11 protein-coding genes are annotated in these 14,199 nt (G+C 67.9%); 6 read left to right on the forward strand and 5 right to left on the reverse strand.

What is annotated here, in order from left to right:
* Nucleotides 1-103 precede the first annotated feature (103 nt).
* Genes BKY59_RS01485 through BKY59_RS01495 form a run of 3 tightly spaced genes read left to right on the forward strand, consistent with a single transcriptional unit; the run spans nt 104 to nt 3,237 of the window.
* The gene (locus BKY59_RS01485; protein WP_076068335.1) at nt 104-772 is read left to right on the forward strand and encodes a TPM domain-containing protein; all 669 of its coding nucleotides are present in this window, start codon (nt 104-106) and stop codon (nt 770-772) included.
* Complete coding sequence (locus tag BKY59_RS01490; RefSeq protein ID WP_076068336.1) at nt 769-1,311, forward strand: NUDIX hydrolase; 543 nt, start codon at nt 769-771, stop codon at nt 1,309-1,311. Before BKY59_RS01485 ends, BKY59_RS01490 begins: the two co-directional genes overlap by 4 nt.
* A gap of 36 nt (nt 1,312-1,347) precedes the next feature.
* Nucleotides 1,348-3,237, forward strand: a complete 1,890-nt coding sequence (locus tag BKY59_RS01495) for an AsmA family protein (RefSeq protein WP_076068337.1) — start codon at nt 1,348-1,350, stop codon at nt 3,235-3,237.
* Nucleotides 3,238-3,559: 322 nt separating this feature from the next.
* Here BKY59_RS01495 and BKY59_RS17005 read toward each other — a convergent pair whose 3' ends face one another.
* Nucleotides 3,560-5,848: an EAL domain-containing protein gene (locus tag BKY59_RS17005; protein ID WP_165374782.1), complete on the reverse strand. Its 2,289-nt coding sequence runs from the start codon at nt 5,846-5,848 to the stop codon at nt 3,560-3,562.
* 150 nt (nt 5,849-5,998) lie between these two features.
* Nucleotides 5,999-7,657 carry a M28 family peptidase gene (locus tag BKY59_RS01510; RefSeq protein WP_076068338.1) on the reverse strand — a complete coding sequence of 553 codons (1,659 nt, stop codon included), beginning with the start codon at nt 7,655-7,657 and terminating at the stop codon, nt 5,999-6,001.
* Nucleotides 7,658-7,774: 117 nt separating this feature from the next.
* Between BKY59_RS01510 and parE the strand changes: the two genes are divergently transcribed.
* The 3 genes from parE (at nt 7,775) to BKY59_RS01525 (ending at nt 11,132) form a co-directional block, all read left to right on the forward strand.
* Nucleotides 7,775-9,763, forward strand: coding sequence for a DNA topoisomerase IV subunit B (gene parE, locus BKY59_RS01515; RefSeq protein WP_076068339.1), 1,989 nt, complete (start codon nt 7,775-7,777; stop codon nt 9,761-9,763).
* 60 nt (nt 9,764-9,823) lie between these two features.
* Nucleotides 9,824-10,438 carry a TetR/AcrR family transcriptional regulator gene (locus BKY59_RS01520; protein ID WP_076068340.1) on the forward strand — a complete coding sequence of 205 codons (615 nt, stop codon included), beginning with the start codon at nt 9,824-9,826 and terminating at the stop codon, nt 10,436-10,438.
* A gap of 286 nt (nt 10,439-10,724) precedes the next feature.
* Complete coding sequence (locus tag BKY59_RS01525; protein ID WP_076068341.1) at nt 10,725-11,132, forward strand: hypothetical protein; 408 nt, start codon at nt 10,725-10,727, stop codon at nt 11,130-11,132.
* A 299-nt stretch (nt 11,133-11,431) separates the two neighbouring features.
* Here BKY59_RS01525 and BKY59_RS01530 read toward each other — a convergent pair whose 3' ends face one another.
* Genes BKY59_RS01530 through BKY59_RS01540 form a run of 3 tightly spaced genes read right to left on the reverse strand, consistent with a single transcriptional unit; the run spans nt 11,432 to nt 13,997 of the window.
* The gene (locus BKY59_RS01530) at nt 11,432-11,770 is read right to left on the reverse strand and encodes a DUF423 domain-containing protein (protein ID WP_076068342.1); all 339 of its coding nucleotides are present in this window, start codon (nt 11,768-11,770) and stop codon (nt 11,432-11,434) included.
* Nucleotides 11,767-13,500, reverse strand: coding sequence for a monovalent cation:proton antiporter-2 (CPA2) family protein (locus tag BKY59_RS01535; RefSeq protein WP_076068424.1), 1,734 nt, complete (start codon nt 13,498-13,500; stop codon nt 11,767-11,769). Before BKY59_RS01535 ends, BKY59_RS01530 begins: the two co-directional genes overlap by 4 nt.
* Before the next feature lie 44 nt (nt 13,501-13,544).
* Nucleotides 13,545-13,997: an iron-sulfur cluster assembly scaffold protein gene (locus BKY59_RS01540; RefSeq protein WP_076068343.1), complete on the reverse strand. Its 453-nt coding sequence runs from the start codon at nt 13,995-13,997 to the stop codon at nt 13,545-13,547.
* Nucleotides 13,998-14,199: the final 202 nt, after the last annotated feature.

Consider the following 14,199-nt stretch of genomic DNA (forward strand, 5'->3'; position numbering starts at 1 on the left):
GGGGTGGCTCGGGGGGCGGTTCCGGCGGCGGCTGGATGGGCGGCGGCTTCACCGGCGGCGGCGGCGGGTCCTTCGGCGGCGGCGGGGCATCGGGCCGGTGGTGATGCCCCCCCTCACCGCAACGGATCGCGCCCGCATCACGCAGGCGGTCACCACGGCAGAGACCGCGACCGACGGCGAGATCGTGCCAATCATCGCCGCCCGGTCGGACAGCTATGCCGACGTGGTGCTGCATTGGGCGCTGCTTGCTATGCTGGCGACGATCGCGGTCGCCGCCGCCTGGCCCGGCTGGCTCGACGCCGTTCATGTCGCGATGACCGGCGGCTGGTCGAGCGGCGTCGCCCCGCGCCTGCGCATCCTGCTGTTCGCGGTCGTCCTGATCTTCCTGCTGGTCACCTTCGCGATCGGCCGGTCGCCGCTCCGCTACCGGTTGACTCCCGGCGCGACCACGGCGCGCCGCGTGCGTCGCCGCGCGGTCGATCTGTTCCGCGTCGGCGTGCAGACCCACACCGCCAGCCGCAACGGCGTGCTGCTCTACCTCTCGATCGCCGAACGGCGTGCCGAAATCGTGGCCGATGCCGCCGTCCACGCGCGCGTGCCCGCCGAACTCTGGGGCGATGTCCTCGCCGATCTGCTCGCGCAGGTTCGGGCGGGTCGCACCGCCGACGGCATGGTCGCGGCGATCGCGGCGATCGGCACCGTGCTTGCCGCCCACTTCCCCCGTTCCGGCGGTGACGCGCCCGAACTGCCCGACAGGTTGATCCAGCTATGAACGACCATCCCGCCGACCCCGCCGTCGACCCCGTCGAAACGATGTGGGAGGGCCGCTACATCACCGTCCGCCGTCGTGGGCCATGGGAATATGTCGGCCGTGCACGCGGTATCGGGGCCGCGGTCATCCTGGCGATCGACGACGGCCATGTCCTGCTGGTCGAACAATATCGCGTGCCGATGCAGGCACGCTGCCTGGAACTGCCCGCCGGGCTGGTCGGCGACGAGACGGACGACGAACCGGTCGAGGTCGCGGCCGCGCGTGAACTGGAGGAGGAGACCGGCTACCGCGCCGATCATGTCGCCTCGCTCGGGCGGTTCGCCTCCTCCCCCGGCATGGTATCGGAAACCTTCATGCTGGTCCGTGCGACCGGGCTGGTCCGGGTTTCGGACGGCGGCGGCGTCGCAGGCGAGGATATTGTCGTCCACCGCGTGCCGTTGACGCAGATCGCCCAGTTCGTCGATGCCGCGCGGGTGGCCGGAACCGTCATCGACGTGAAACTCCTGTTGCTGCTGGGTGCCGGCCTGCTCGTGGATTGACGGAACGTCGGGATGCGCGCTGCGTCCTCCCATCCTATGACCTCCCCCCGCTTCCCCCGTTCCGGTCGCCTGCTGGCCGGCACCGCCATTATAACCGCGTCCGGCGTGCTTGCGGTAGGCGCGTTTCCCTGGGGCTTGCTGCGCGCACCGATCGAACGCCGCATGTCGGCGCAGCTCGGCCGGCCGGCCACGATCGGCGCGATCGACCGCGTCGACGGCTTCGGCTTCACGCCCACCCTGCGCATCACCGACGTCCGCATTCCACAGCCGGGCCGGCTCGGTCGCGGCGACATGCTGCGCGTGGCGCAGGCGACGGTCCGCATCCCGCTCCTCCCGCTGTTGCGCGGAAAGCTTTTGCCAACCGCGCTCGATGTCTCCGGGTTGCGGCTGGTTCTGGTCCGCGACGCCGCCGGACGCTGGAACTATGAGAACAGCGGCGGTGACGACGACGCTGCCGACGATATCCCGCGCATCCGCCAGTTGCGTATCGCGGACAGCCGGGTTCGCATCGTCGATGCGCGCCGGCGGCTCGATCTGGAGGCGTCGCTGGCGGCGGACGAACGGTCGGGCGTCCGGGTTTCGGGCCGCGGTACGCTCCGCGGATCGTCGATCCGGGTGACGGCGCACGGCGGCGCGCTGAACGACCTCGACCCGGCGGCCCGTTATCCGTTCGGGCTGACGATCGCGTCGCCGGCCGTGACGCTGTCTGCCGACGGGACGATGGACCGGCCGCTCGACCTCGGTCATTTCTCCGCCCGCGTCACATCGCACGGCGACGACCTGAAATCGCTCGATGCGATCGTGCAGGCCGGCATTCCGGCGACGCAGCAATATCGCCTGCGCGCAAACCTGCGCCGCGACGCGCCCGGCTGGGCGTTCACGCGCCTGTCCGGGATGCTCGGCCGCTCCGACCTGGCAGGCACGCTGACCGTCACGAAACGCGAAGGGCGCACCTTCCTCGACGCGGACATCCGGTCGCGACGGTTCGATTTCGACGATCTTTCGTCCGACGCCGCGCGTGCCCGTGCGGCTGCGCGGGATCGCGCGATCGGGCGGCGGGTGCTGCCCGGCACGCGCATCCGACTCGACAAGCTCGACCATACCGACGGGCGGCTCCGTTTCGTCGCCGACAGCCTGCTCATGCCACCCGGCAGCCGGTTCAGGAGCCTGTCGGCCACCCTGACGCTGGACCACCGCCGGCTGGTCGTCGATCCGTTGCACGTCGGCCTGACCCACGGTGCGCTGTCCGGCAGCATGCTCGTCGATCACCGCGCCAGCACGCAACCCCGTCTGACGATGCGGTTGCGCATGCGTGGCGCGCGGATCGAGGATGTGCTGACCCGGGTATCGGAAGCGTCCGGGCCGCTGTCCGGCAGGATCGCACTGGACGGCAGCGGTCCGACCCTGCGTGCCGCGATCGCCGCATCGTCCGGCACGATCGGCCTGGTCGCGCGGGAGGGGCACGTCGCCCGCACGCTGGCGACGCTGGCGGCAGGCGACCTGTTGCGCGGCGCGGCCCTGGCGATCGGCAAGTCCGACACGACGGTGCCGATCCGCTGTCTGATCGGGCGGTTCACGGTGCGCGGCGGCCGGCTCTCGCCCGCGCCCCTGCTGATCGATACACCGGTCATGCGGGCGGACGGACATGGCAGCGTGGATCTCGCGACCGAGCGGCTCGCGCTGATCTTCACCGGACGGTCGAAACGCCCCGACCTGATCCAGTCCGCAGCGCCGGTCCGCATATCCGGGACCCTCGCCGACCCACGGCTGGATGTCACCCCGCCCGACCCGACCGGCCGCAGGCAGGGCCTGTTCGCAAAGGTCGGTGCGTTCCTGAAAACCATCCGGACGCGGGGCGATGCCGGTCGCGGCGTTCGCGCGCCCGATGCGGATTGCGCCCGCCTTGAGGATCTGGCGCTGCGGTAAACGGATTCAATAAAACGAATAGTTTAATTCAGCCCGGACGTCGGCTGCGGCTCTGTCGATTATTCCGTTTGGACCGGACTGAAGGCCGGCGTCCGACGCACCTGCAAGAAGCCCCGGCCATATGGCCGGGGCTTCCGTCGACTTAGGCCTGTGCGCCGCCGCCGATGCCCCACGTGCCTTCGCCGTAGTACCAGTCCCAGATGCCACGGGTAGGCTTGTTTGCATTGCTCATGCGTATTCCCCTGAATTGCCGTGCGACCGACTCGCAACGACGGGGAAATTTCTAGGAGAAAAACAATATGGTTACCAACAAATTAACCAATTAAGCGGCGGTCCTGCGCCGTTCGGTGAGCAGCATCCGGCTGAGTGCGGCGAACTTCATCGGGCGGCCGGTCAGATATCCCTGCACCATGTCGCATCGCATGACACGCAAGGCCCGCAGCGTTTCCGCCCGCTCAACGCCTTCCGCCACGACGGTCTGGCCGAGCGAATGGGCCATCTGGATCGTGGATCGCACCATCACCGCATCACTCCGGCTGTGATCGATCGCGTCGATGAAGCTTCGGTCGATCTTGATCTCCGTCGCCGGGATCGTCCGCAGATTTTCCAGGTTGGAGAATCCGGTGCCATAGTCGTCGATCGACAGACCCACACCGACTTCGCGCAACGCGTTCAGGACGGCGATGGCCTGGCTGCCGTCGGACAGCGCGGCCGTCTCGGTAATCTCCAGCGTCAGCAACCGCGGCGCCAGACCATGGTCGGCCAGCAACTCCGCCACCCGTTCGACCAGAACGGGATCGTCGAGCAACCGGGCGGACAGGTTGACCGCGATGCCGAATTCCATGCCGTGACCGTTGATCGCCGCCGCCGCGCGGATCGCCGTTTCCATCACATGGTAGGTCAGCTTGCCGATCCGGTTCTGCTGTTCGGCCATCGGAATGAAATCGACCGGACTGATCGGCCCTTTCTCCGGATGGCTCCAGCGAACCAGTGCTTCCCCGCCGACGATCCGGCCCGAGGCGAGATCGATCTTGGGCTGGTAGGCGACCCAGATCTCGCCCGAGTCGATCGCCGCATCGAGCCGGCCGAGCAGTGACAGCCGCCATGCCGAATCGCTCTGCTGCGCGGGTTCGTGCAGTTTCCAGTGGAGCCCCGCCTCCGCCGCCGCGTCCGCCGCCATCAACGCGCCGCCCAGTCGGTTGAACGGCGACAGGTCGGGATCGGACGCAAGGCCGAACGTGATCGCCAGATCGACATGCCGGTCGCCGATCGCCACGGGATTGCGGAACAGCGCGTGCAGCGCATCGAACTGGTCCGACGTGAACGACACCGTCTCGCACGGCATCAGCCAGGCGAAGATCCCTTCGTCACCCTGGTAGATGGTGGCACCACCACTGCCGAGCGCGAGCCGGCGCGCGATCTGTTCCACCAGCGCGCGTTCCTTGTCGGCGGGCAACGATGCGCTCACTTCGGGGAAATTGCGTACGCGGGCGGCGACCAGCGCGACGTCCGGCTCCCCCGCCACGGCCCGCAACGCATTCAGGTTGGGCAGGCCGGAGACGACGTTCACCACGGCACGCTGGCGGAACGCGGTGCGATATTGCGACCAGAGCGCATACGTCCCGACCGCACCCAGGAAGACGAGCGTCGGAATAATCTCGGTGAATATCAGATGCGCGTCCAGGAAGAAGGGAAGCGCCGTCGCACCGATCGTTACCAGCACATATCCGACGACGCGCAGCAGCCGCCGTCGCACGAATAATCCGACGCAGACGACAAGTACGGCCAGCGCGAACGGGACGAACCACGGCACTTCGCTGGATATTCCGCTGAGCAGCGTCTCGGCCCCCATGACGTGCAGGAAGATGCCGGAGGTCAGGCCGACATTGGGCACCATGAAATTGCTGCCCAGCCGCAGCGACGTCAGCCCGATGACGATGTCCTTGCCCGCCACGTCGCCGGCCGCGGACGATCCTGTCATCACGGCGTCCGCGCTGACCACCGGCACCGATGCCAGCCGGATCGAATAGTCGATCGGATAGACGCGGCCGCCCCCGCCCGTGCGGCCCGCCAGCAGGGCCGAAAAGGAAGGATGAACCTCGGTCCCGTTCCGCATCACGAAGGGAAGCCGGTGGACGACGCCTTCCGCGTCGAAGCTCGCATTGATGTTGGCGACCTGGGCATAGGGACGGAACATCGCGGCCGGTGCGAATTCGCGGCGCTCCCGGGTCGCCGGATCGACGTAAAATCCGCTGGGCAGCACGATGATGGCGCGCGACCGCCGCATCGCATCGGCGAGCAACCGGTCGTCGCCCGGCGTCGAACGGGTCGTGAAGTTCAGATCGATGAAGATCCGGCGGGCACCAAGGACGTTCAACCGATCGACAAGTCTTGCATAGTAGCGCCGCTGGAGCGGCCATTCCATCACCGCATCCACGGTTCGATCGTCGATGCCGACCACCACGATCTGCCCCGACGCGGCATGCTGCCGCGCCCGATCCCGCAGGTTGCGCAGCACATGTTCCAGAGGCGCACCGGCTTCCAGCAGCCCGAACAGCAGGCAGCCGAGGGTGATCCAGAGCAGCGCGCGGCGACCGGCGCCGCGCTGCATATCGCCGGTTCGCAAAACTGATCGCCAAGTGGGTGCCCGGTTCATAGTCCACCGATGCCCGACATTGGTTATCAAACCATCAATGGGCCCTATCAATGCGGTGCGAGCCTGCTGTCAGAAGACTTCACGACCCATCGGGCAGCCGTTCGCTCACTGCCGGCGGGCAGCGCTCGCCCGCCGCACCGCATCGAACTCCGATCCCGCGCGCCATTCCGGCCAGCGCGTGCCATTGGCCAGGTCCGCGGCCATGACCCGCACCAGTTCGGTATCCGCGACCGCACCGCGCAGGTCCCATCCCGCGTCCCATGCGTCGCACGTCTGGTGGTAACAGGCCATGTAGCCGCGCAGCCACGCATCGCCGGCCGCGCGCCCGCCCCTTACCAGGTCGGGGCCGCCGCCCAGCGCCATCAGCAGGATGGTCGGCACGCCCCGCCGCGCCAGCGAGAAATGGTCCGCGCGGTAGAACAGCCCGCGTTCCGGCAGCGTCTCCGGCGTGATCCGCCGTCCCTGCCCGGCGGCCGCGCGCGCCAGATCATCTTCCAGCGCATTCTGCTTCTGCCCCACCAGAATCACGTCGCGCGCCGGCCCCGCGGTCTGCAACACGTCCAGCGTCAGGTTCGCCACGGTCCGGTCGATCGGATAGATCGGATCGACCGCATAGGTTTCGGACCCCAGCAGTCCGCGTTCCTCCCCGCTCCAGAGCGCGAAGACCAGGCTGCGCGCGGGTGCCGGCCTCGCGGCGAACCCACGCGCCAGTTCCAGCACGCCTGCAACGCCCAGCGCGTCGTCGTTCGCCCCCGGCCGCACGGTGCGGCCCTGCGCGTCGGGCGTACCCTGGCCATAGGCATCCCAGTGCGCGCCGATCATCACCGTCTCGTCCGGCCGCGTCCGGCCGGGGATCCGGGCGAGCACGTTGCGGCTCTCGACCCGCGACTGCGTCACCGGCAGGTTGGCGCTGAACGTCAGCGCCGCCATCGGCTTGGCACGGAACGCATTGGACCGCGCCCGCACCCGCTCCGCCGCCAGATCGAGCCCGGCACGCGCGAACAGGGCGGCCGCCGCCTTGCCCGAGATCCAGCCCTGCAAGGCGACGCGCGCGTCCGGCTTGGCCTGCACGATATCGTAATTGCCGCCGCCCGGCGCCACGACCGTGTCCCAGCGATAGCCCGCGCCGGCGGTGTCGTGGACGATCAGCGCGCCGATCGCGCCGCGCCGCGCCGCTTCCTCATATTTATAGGTCCAGCGCCCATAATAGGTCATGCGCCGGTCGCCGAACCGCCCCTTCGCATCATCGCCCGCGACCGCCTCGAAATCCGGGTCGTTGACCAGGAAAACGGCGATCTTGCCCTTCAGGTCGATACCCTTGAAATCGTCCCACTGGCGCTCCGGCGCATGCACGCCGTACCCGACGAAAACCATCGGCGCGTTCGCGATCGTGACCCGGTCCACGGCGCGCAGCGTGCTGACATAGATATCGCGGCCCGCCACCATCGGCGTGCCCGACACCGCGATCGTCCCGCCGGGCGCGATCTGCGTGCGGACCAGCGGCACGGCCTGCGTCCAGGATCCGTTCCGGCCGCCAGGCTGCACGCCCATCGTCTTGAACTGCGCGATCAGCCAGTCGATCGTGCGGGTTTCACCCGCGGTGCCCGGCGCGCGCCCCTCGAATGCGTCCGATGCCAGCACCTTGACCGACGCCGACATGCGTGCGCCGGAGATCTGCGTCGGCGAAGGCGTCGCAGCCTGTCCGCCCGTCGCCGTCAGTATCGCCGCCACTGCCGCGCCCGTGCGCCATCCGTCCGCCATCATGTCTTCCTCGTCTGCCGTCCGGCCGTCGGTAGCGCCCCCGACCCGGTTCGCGCCAGCCCGTTGATGCCCGATGCGAAAGGCTGACAGCGCGTTCCGTTCCCGCTATGGTCCCCCTCGATGTCCGCCGACGATCTCTTCGCTGCCGCCCCCGCCACCGGATCCGACACGTACGACGCGTCGTCGATCGAGGTGCTGGAAGGCCTGGAACCGGTGCGCCGCCGCCCCGGCATGTATATCGGCGGCACGGACGAGCGCGCCTTCCACCATCTGGCGGCCGAAGTGCTGGACAATGCGATGGACGAGGCGGTCGCCGGCCACGCGAACCGCATCGACATGGCGCTGGCTGCGGGCAACCGGCTGACGATCGTCGACAACGGCCGCGGCATCCCGGTCGATCCGCATCCAAAATTCCCCGGCAAGTCCGCGCTGGAAGTCATCCTGACGACGCTCCATTCGGGCGGCAAGTTCAGCGACAAGGCCTATGCCACTTCGGGCGGCCTGCACGGCGTCGGCGTGTCGGTGGTGAACGCGCTGTCGTCCGACACGGTGATCGAGGTCGCGCGTAACCGCGCGCTGTACCGCCAGACCTTTTCGCGCGGCCTGCCCACCAGTGCGCTGATCGAGGTCGGCGGCGCGCCCAACCGGCGCGGCACCAGCGTGGCGTTCACGCCCGACACCGAGATCTTCGGCGACGCCGCCGGGTTCAAGCCCGCGCGACTCTACCGTCTCGCCCGGTCGAAGGCCTATCTCTACGCCGGGGTCGAAATCCGCTGGCGCTGCGATCCCGCCTTGCTGTCCGACGAGACGCCGGCAGAGGCGACGTTCCAGTTTCCGGGCGGGCTGTCCGACTATCTGGCCGAACAGCTGGGCGATCGCGAAACCGCGACGACCAGCTTTTTCGCGGGCAAGCAGGATTTTCCCGGCACCGCGGGCCGTGTCGAATGGGCGGTCGCGTGGCCGCTATGGTCCGAAGGGTCCTACACCTATTATTGCAACACCATCCCGACGCCCGACGGCGGCACGCACGAACAGGGCCTGCGCGCCGCGCTGACCAAGGGGATCCGCGCGTTCGGCGCGCTGGTCGGTCAGAAGAAGGCGACCGAGATCCAGGCGGAGGACATCGCGGTCGGCTGCGAACTCATGCTGTCGGTCTTCATCCGCGATCCGCAGTTCCAGAGCCAGACCAAGGACCGGCTGACCAGTCCGGAGGCCGCCCGGCTGGTCGAGAATGCGGTGCGCGACCATTTCGACCATTATCTGACCGACGACATGAACCGCGGTCGCGCGCTGCTGGGTTTCGTGCTCGACCGCATGGACGACCGCCTGCGCCGGAAGGCAGAGCGCGAGGTGAAGCGCAAGACCGCGACCTCGAAACGCTCGCTCCGCCTGCCCGGCAAGCTGACCGACTGCGCATCGGACAGCCCGGCCGGCACCGAATTGTTCATCGTGGAAGGCGACAGCGCCGGCGGTTCCGCCAAGCAGGCGCGTGACCGCAAGACGCAGGCCGTGCTGCCGATCCGCGGCAAGATCCTGAACGTCGCATCCGCCAACCGTGCCAAGATCGGCGCGAACAGCGAGATTGGCGACCTGATCCAGGCGCTCGGCTGTGGCACCGGCAAGACGTGCGACCCGACGCTGCTGCGGTATGAACGCATCGTCATCATGACCGACGCCGACGTCGACGGCGCGCATATCGCGACGCTGCTGATGACCTTCTTCTTCCAGGAAATGCCCGATCTCGTCCGGCGCGGGCATCTCCATCTGGCGCAACCGCCGCTGTACCGGCTGACCGCGGGCGGCAAGTCCGCCTATGCCCGCGACGATGCGCACCGCGCGCTGCTGGAGAAAGGCAAGGATTTTCGCGGGAAGAAGGTCGACGTCTCGCGCTTCAAGGGCCTGGGCGAGATGAACCCGCAACAGCTGCGCGAAACGACGATGGACCCGAAAAGCCGGTCGATGCTGAAAATCGTGCTGCCCGCCGACTACGAAGAACGCTCGGCGGTCCGCGACCTTGTCGACCGGCTGATGGGCAAGCATGCGGAACATCGCTTCGCCTTCATCCAGGCGAATGCCGCGAAGCTGGACGAGGACGCGATCGACGCCTGATCCGGGGGCCTAGGCCACCGCTCTGGACGCCCGGCGCATTAGCCCTATATACCAATCGGTATGAATATCCTTTCCAAAGTGTCGGTCTGCAAGGGTCGCCCGCGCGCGTTCGATCTCGACGAAGCGCTCGCGGCCGCCCTGCGCGTGTTCTGGCGCAACGGCTATGAGGCCGCGTCGATGGCCGAATTGACGGCCGCGATGGGCATCACCAAGCCCAGCCTGTATGCCGCGTTCGGCAACAAGGAAGCGTTGTTCCACAAGGCGCTCGACCTCTACGAGCGCGAGAAGCTGGCCTATATGACATCCGCGCTGGAAGCGCCGACCGCGCGGGCGGTGGCCGAACGGCTGCTGCGCGGGGCGTTGCAGATGCAGACGAGCACCTGCGATCCGAAGGGATGCCTGGGTGTCATCAGCGCGGCTGCCTGCGGTGCCGAAGCGGAACCGATCAAGGCGGAAGTGGTGAAGCGACGTGCTTCGTCGGAGGCCGCGATTGTCAAGCGGTTCGAGGAAGCGAAGGCTGCCGGTGAGTTTCCCGACGGCCTCGAACCCGCGGCACTGGTCCGCTACCTGTTCGCGCTGATGCAGGGCTTGGCGTTGCAGGGCGGGTCGGGCGCGACCTGTGCCGAACTGTGCCAGCTGGTCGAAACCAGCCTTCAGGTCTGGCCGACCAAATAATAATACCGGCCGGTATGAAAGTCGATTGACGGGCTGTACGCAGCCTTTATATACCGTCTGGTACTGAAAAACTTCCCGGTTGGGGAGGACCACCGGGGACCCGCAGCAATGACGATCTGCATCACCTGACCACGCCGGCTTCGGCCGTTCAGCTTTAAAATGACCGATGAAGACGCGACCCATTTGGGTTCGCGCAGAGCCGGCTCATGTCCGCCGACCGGCGGGACGCCGACGGATCCGCCGTCGGTGACCGCCCCGCACGCCCTCGACCGAAAAGGGGATTCCCATGGCCTATCTGGACCTCGACGACATGTTCGCACCTGCCAACCGCACCACCGTCCAGACCCCCGATCAGGTCGAAGCAGGGACGGCGGGGGCCGGTTTCCGCGCGCTGGAATGGAGCGTGATCGCGCTGGCGAAACGCGACACGCTGCGCAGCCTCGGGGAACCCAGCCGGCTGTCGCGCGCAATGGGTGCGCTGTTCGGTCAGGACGCGCCATCACGGCTGGCCGATCCACGGCTGGAGGCGCTGCGCCGGCTGGCGGTCTACGCCTGGCACCGCGGCTTCGCGCTGCCGCTGGCGGAAATCGAGCGCTTCCTTTCGGCGGGCTTCGTGGAAGCGCAGATCGAAACGCTGGTCGTCAGCGTCACCGGCATGCGCGTCGACACCAATAAGCGCGCAGCCAAGGCCTGAGCCTGATCGCCCCAAGCCTAGTCGAGGCGGGCATCAGCGCGACCCGACTAGGCTCGGCGCAATTGGCTTCTGTAGCAATGCACTCCAAGATCGAGACCGATCAGGTTCAACACCGCGTCAAGTCCGGGATGTCAGGGTGAATTATCAGACCTGAACGACGATACCCGCCGAGCGGGACCGCGCTCAACGAAGCTCGAACCAACTGAAAAGACCGGGCATATCAACCTAAAATCGTGGCACTTTGAGTAAACTATACGCCGTACATCGATCGCTCGGCGCCGCATCGCTCGGCGCCTCCGCTACCCCCGCAACATCCCCACCGCCAGCCACAGCCAGCCCGCGATCAGTACCAGACCGCCCAGTGGCGTCACGAACCAGATCGCCCGTGCCGGCACGCCATAGGCCATCGCATAGAGGGACCCGGCGAACAACGCCGCGCCCGCCACGAACAAGGCCGCCGGCCAGCGCCCACCGGGCAGTCCCATCACGACCAGCGCCGCCACCGCATGGACCATCTGATAGTGCGATCCGGTGCGCAGCCATTCCGCCGCCTCCCCTACCGCGCCATGCGCACCGCGGGCACCCGCCATGACCGCCGCCGCGCCGGACAGCGCCGCCAGCAGACCGATTATGTTCATGCGTCGGGCCGTCCCGTCTTCAGCGATCGTTCGGGGGTGAACATCATTTCCTTGCCCGAATGCAGGTCGCCCGATTTGCCCTGTTGCCTCAGGCGCAACGTGTCGCGCTTGCGATACTCGGCCTCGACCCGGTCGATATTCTCCGGCTTGATGCCCACCGCCTCCAGCGCCTTGCGCCCCATGCATACCGCGCTTTCGAACACCTCGCGGGTAACGCCGGCCAGATCGAGCCTGTCGAGCCTGATGAGATGTGTGCGGTCGAAGGCCCGCACCAGCACGGCGGCGTGCGGAAACGCCTCCAGCACCGGTTTCAGCGTTTCGGGCGAGACCGGATCGCCATCCATGCAGAACACGATCGTCCGTGCTTCGTCCGCCCCGGCCTGCCGCAACAGGTCGATCCGCGTCCCGTCGCCGTAGAAGACCTTGGACCCGAACGCGCTGCTCCGGTCGATCTGCGTCGCGGACACGTCGATCAGCGTCACCGATACCGCCTTGGCCATCAGCATCTGCGACACTGTCTGGCCGAACCGGCCATAACCGACCACGATGGCGCTGGCCGGCATCGCGGCACTCGGCCGTTCGAGGTCGTCGCGTTCCGGGCCGCTGCCTTCCTTGTTGAACCGCCGCGCGATCATCATCAGGAACGGCGTGGTCGCCATCGACAACGTTACCACCGCGCCGAACAGGCTGGCCGCCTCAGGCTCGATCAGCTGCGCCGCCCGCGCCTGCGCGAACAGCACGAAGCCGAATTCCCCGCCCTGGCTCAGCAGCAGGCCGAGCGCCAGCGCAGGCCGCGCCTCCACCCCGAACAGTCGTGCCAGCCCGAAGATCACGCCCGACTTCACCGTGATCACTGCGACCGCCAGCCCGATCACGAACAGCGGCCGCGCCATGACGACGTTCAGGTCCAGCATCATGCCGACCGACAGGAAGAACAGCCCGAGCAGAATCGTACGGAACGGCTCGACATCGGCTTCCAGTTCATGCCGATACGGCGAGTCCGCCAGCATCACGCCGGCGATGAACGCACCCAGCGCAGTCGACAGGTGCAGCGCCTCCATCACCCCCGCTGCCGCCAGCACGGTGAACAGCGCCGCCGCGACGAACAGTTCGCGTTCCCCCAGATGCCCGATCAGCCGGAACAGCGGGTTCAGCAGATAACGCCCCGCCAGCACCAGCCCGACGACGGCCCCCACCGTGTACAGCGCCAGCATATAGCCCGGCGGTGCCGCCGGATCGGCCGGCGCGCGCGACAGGGCCGCCACGATCGTTATCAACGGTACGATCGACAGGTCCTGGAACAGCAGCACCGAAAAGGCGCGTTCCCCGAACGGCGTATTCATGCGCCCCGCGGACCGCAGCATCGGCAGCACCTGCGCGGTCGACGACAGCGCCAGCGGCAGGCCAAGCGCCAGCGCCGCTTCCCAGCTGAACCCCGCGACCGCCAGGATGATGCCGCTGATCGCGAGGCCGCATGCCACGACCTGCCCGAAACCGAACCCGAATATGTCGCGCCGCAACCGCCAGAGCCGCGTCGGATGCAGTTCCAGCCCGACCAGGAACAGCAGCAGGACGATGCCCAGCTCGGCGATCCCGAACTTGCCCTCCACGTCGCCGATCAGCGCCAGTCCCTGCGGCCCGATGACGGCGCCCGCAACCAGGTAACCCAGCACCGCACCGATGCCGAGCCGCCGGAACAACAGCACGAACAGCAGCGCGGCACCCAGCATGATGACACCGTCATGCACCCAGTTGGCCGCGCTGTGCGCCTCGTTCACGCGACGTTTTCCGCGTGGATCGGCACGTCGGCGGCCTGCCGGGCGGCATCGGCCACCGCTTCGAACGCCAGCCGGATCGAGGCGTGGCGCGCGGTATAGGGCCGCGCGGGCTCGAAGATCTCCAGCCCCGGCCAGTCGCCGGGCGTATCGGCGACACCGGCCAGATAGGCGGTCAGGTCGGCGCGCGCGCGCTCTAGCTCGGCCGCCGTCCGCCCCACCGCCGCGGCGCCCATCAGCGATGCCGACGCCTGTCCCAGCGCGCACGCGCGCACTTCTTGACCGATCGCCGCGACGCGTCCGTCTGGACCCAGCGCGACATCGACGATGATCCGGCTGCCGCACACCGGCGAGCGTTTCTCCGAACTGCCCTGCGGCGCGTCGAGCCGTACCTGATGCGGAATACTCGTCGCGAGCCGGAGGATGGTCTGGTTGTAAAGCGGTGCTGACATAGCTCGCTATGTAGGAGTTCCGAGCGGGACCGCATAGCCCTCCCCCCACCGGGGGGAGGGGTCGGTGGGGGGCTTGGCCGGGCGGTATCTCTCACCACACCCAGGAGCCAGACCAGTCCGACGTTCACTTTTTCTTACTGGACCGCACTTCGAACTTGCGTTGCCCTCAGCCGAAGCCCCCCCCCCGATGGTCGAAGGGAGC

It is taken from the genome of Sphingomonas montana, from assembly GCF_001956315.1.
In the GTDB taxonomy this organism is placed as follows: domain Bacteria; phylum Pseudomonadota; class Alphaproteobacteria; order Sphingomonadales; family Sphingomonadaceae; genus Sphingomonas_R; species Sphingomonas_R montana.

Coding starts and splice junctions, on each gene's coding strand:
- BKY59_RS01535 (WP_076068424.1), bottom strand. CDS start 13,500: ATGCTGGGTGCCGCGCTGCTGTTCGTGCTGTTGTTCCGGCGGCTCGGC.
- BKY59_RS01495 (WP_076068337.1), top strand. CDS start 1,348: ATGACCTCCCCCCGCTTCCCCCGTTCCGGTCGCCTGCTGGCCGGCACC.
- BKY59_RS01525 (WP_076068341.1), top strand. CDS start 10,725: ATGGCCTATCTGGACCTCGACGACATGTTCGCACCTGCCAACCGCACC.
- BKY59_RS01485 (WP_076068335.1), top strand. CDS start 104: ATGCCCCCCCTCACCGCAACGGATCGCGCCCGCATCACGCAGGCGGTC.
- BKY59_RS01490 (WP_076068336.1), top strand. CDS start 769: ATGAACGACCATCCCGCCGACCCCGCCGTCGACCCCGTCGAAACGATG.
- BKY59_RS01540 (WP_076068343.1), bottom strand. CDS start 13,997: ATGTCAGCACCGCTTTACAACCAGACCATCCTCCGGCTCGCGACGAGT.
- parE (WP_076068339.1), top strand. CDS start 7,775: ATGTCCGCCGACGATCTCTTCGCTGCCGCCCCCGCCACCGGATCCGAC.
- BKY59_RS01530 (WP_076068342.1), bottom strand. CDS start 11,770: ATGAACATAATCGGTCTGCTGGCGGCGCTGTCCGGCGCGGCGGCGGTC.
- BKY59_RS17005 (WP_165374782.1), bottom strand. CDS start 5,848: ATGCAGCGCGGCGCCGGTCGCCGCGCGCTGCTCTGGATCACCCTCGGC.
- BKY59_RS01520 (WP_076068340.1), top strand. CDS start 9,824: ATGAATATCCTTTCCAAAGTGTCGGTCTGCAAGGGTCGCCCGCGCGCG.
- BKY59_RS01510 (WP_076068338.1), bottom strand. CDS start 7,657: ATGATGGCGGACGGATGGCGCACGGGCGCGGCAGTGGCGGCGATACTG.